This is a genomic window from Gordonibacter pamelaeae 7-10-1-b (assembly GCF_000210055.1).
Taxonomy (GTDB): Bacteria; Actinomycetota; Coriobacteriia; order Coriobacteriales; family Eggerthellaceae; genus Gordonibacter; species Gordonibacter pamelaeae.
Genome location: NC_021021.1, coordinates 2,936,463 through 2,938,786 on the forward strand (window position 1 = coordinate 2,936,463; position 2,324 = coordinate 2,938,786).

Consider the following 2,324-nt stretch of genomic DNA (forward strand, 5'->3'; position numbering starts at 1 on the left):
TCTCGCCGCGGCGGGTCGCGGCGAACGCGGCGTGCGCCGTGGCCGTGGCGGCATGCTTCGGCTGGTGGCTGGGCTCCTACGACCTGGAGGAGGCGTACGCGTGCACGGTGGACGTCTGGGGTGTGAAGGAGTCGTACGCCGAGCAGGGATCGACCCTCTGCTTCCTCAAGCGCGTGCAGGACCTAAGCCCTGCGGAACCGGACGGCTATGACGCCGACGGCGTGGCGGCGCTGATCGGCGGGCTCGGCGGCGGCGCGCCCGAGACGGCCGGCGAGACCGAGGCCCCCACCGTGATAGCCGTCATGAACGAGACGTTCGCGGACCTGTCGCGCTATCCCGGCCTCGCGGGCACCGACGCCCGCCCCGCGCACTATTACGAGATTGCCGCGGAAGCGCTCGAGGCGGGCGACGCGTACGTGTCGGCGCTCGGCGGCGGCACATGCAACAGCGAGTTCGAGTTCCTCACCGGCTCGAGCATGGGGCACCTCGGCGGCGGCGTGTACCCCTACGTGCTGTACGACCTCGACGGCGCCGAGAGCCTCGTGTCGTACTTCGACGCGCTGGGTTACGCGACCCATGCCGTCCACCCGGCCGAGAACACGAACTGGCGCCGCGACCGCGTGTACGACCAGCTGGGATTCGACCAGTTCGCCGACCAGGCCGCGTTCGAGGGCGCCGACACGCTGCGCGGGCTCACCACCGACCGCGCGACGTACGACTACGTGCTCGACCTGCTTGAGGCCGACGAGCGCCCGCAGTTCGTCTTCGACGTGACGCTGCAGAACCACGGCGGCTACGACGTGGGCGGCCTCGCCGACGAGCTGGCGGTGAGCGTGCCGCTCGGCGACGGCAGCACGTCGTCGGAGCTCGACGAGTACGCGAGCGTCATCCGCCAGGCCGACCGCGACCTCGCCTACCTCGTGGACAGGCTGAACGCGCTCGACCGGCCCGTGGTGCTGTGCTTCTTCGGCGACCACCAGCCCGGCTTCAGCGACTGGCTGTTCGAGGCCACCCACGGCTCGGCGGCCGACGACCTGGGGCTCGAGGCCGTGCAGGAACGCTACACCGTGCCGTACCTCATCTGGGCGAACGATGCCGCCCGCGCACAGGGCGCGCACGCGCCAGACAGCGGCGCGAACGGGCGCACGAGCCTCAACTACCTGGGATCGAAGCTGGTGGAGGCCGCGGGCCTGCCCACGACGGGCTACCAGCGCTTCCTGCTGGCCGTGCGCGAGGCGGTCCCCGCCATCAACCTCAACGGCTTTTTGACCGCCGACGGAGCCTGGCACGGCTTCGGCGACGAGGACGGCGGGAACCCCGGCGCGCTGGATGCCCTGCGCGCCTACGCCACGGTGCAGTACGACAACCTGTTCAACAAGAATTCCGCCTGGGCAGCAAGGTAGGCGAACAAAGCAGCACCCCGCCCCTTCCTCTTGCCGGCGCTCGCTACAGGTTCTCCCTCACCCACTGGATGTTGCCCTTCACCGTGGCGATGAGCTCTTCCACGTCGTCGAACTTGCGCATGGGGCGCAGCCAGTGCAGGAACTCCACCTTGACCGGCTTGCCGTAGAGGTCGCCGGCGAAGTCAAGGAGGTGCACCTCGCAGGTGGCGGTGGCGCGGTCGGCGAAGGTGGCGGCCACGCCCACGTTCACGGCGGCCTTGTAGCGCGTGCCGTCCACCTGGGCGTAGGCGGCGTACACGCCGTCGCCGAGCGGGCGCAGCTGGTCGGGCACGGCGAGGTTCGCGGTGCGGAAGCCCAAATCGGCCCCTTCCCCGCGGCCCGGCTCCACCGTGCCCGTCATGAAGTAGCCACGGCGGGCGCCGAGGTAAGGCCCGGCGAATCGAAGCAGGCCACGTTGAAGAAGCCCGGCGCATCGTCCGGCTGGCCGATGACGAAATCGCCCTCCGCGCACGAGGCGCGCAGCCCCGCGAAGTTCGCGATGACGCCGCGTGTGCCCGCCTCCGGCCACGTCCGCCGCGCCGCCTCCAGCACGAACGCGAGCCCCTCGGCGCTCGTGGACACGTCTTCCTTGCTCCCCTGCTCCACCGCATTCGGCCCCACCAGCAGGTTGCCGTGCACGGTGGGCGTCACGAGCACGCCCTTGCCCGCCCGCGAGGGCGCCTGGAAAACGGTGTGGGAGAACGCGGCCCCCTGGTCGGTGTCGTAGAGCAGGTACTCGCCCCTCCGCGGCACGATGCGCAGCTTGTAGGCGCTCACCAGATTGTTCAGCTCGTCGGCATGCACGCCCGCCGCATTCACCACGGCCCGGCAGGCAAGGCGGGTGCCCGCCGCCGTCGTCACGAGGCAGCGCGCACCCTGGCC

Annotated in this window: 3 protein-coding genes; 1 reads left to right on the plus strand and 2 read right to left on the minus strand. The window is 70.8% G+C overall.

Annotated features, from left to right (window positions below; genetic code table 11):
* The coding region (locus GPA_RS13545) for an LTA synthase family protein (protein ID WP_041239667.1) at positions 1-1,403 on the plus strand (1,403 nt) is incomplete at its 5' end.
* Between the two features lie 43 nt (positions 1,404-1,446).
* Here the strand turns inward: GPA_RS13545 and GPA_RS13550 are convergent.
* Together GPA_RS13550 and GPA_RS13555 are read right to left on the minus strand one after the other, a co-directional pair.
* Positions 1,447-1,761, minus strand: coding sequence for a riboflavin kinase (locus GPA_RS13550; protein ID WP_231847655.1), 315 nt, complete (start codon positions 1,759-1,761; stop codon positions 1,447-1,449).
* Between the two features lie 38 nt (positions 1,762-1,799).
* A partial coding sequence (locus GPA_RS13555) for an NAD(P)/FAD-dependent oxidoreductase (protein WP_041239668.1) occupies positions 1,800-2,324 on the minus strand: 525 nt, incomplete at its 5' end.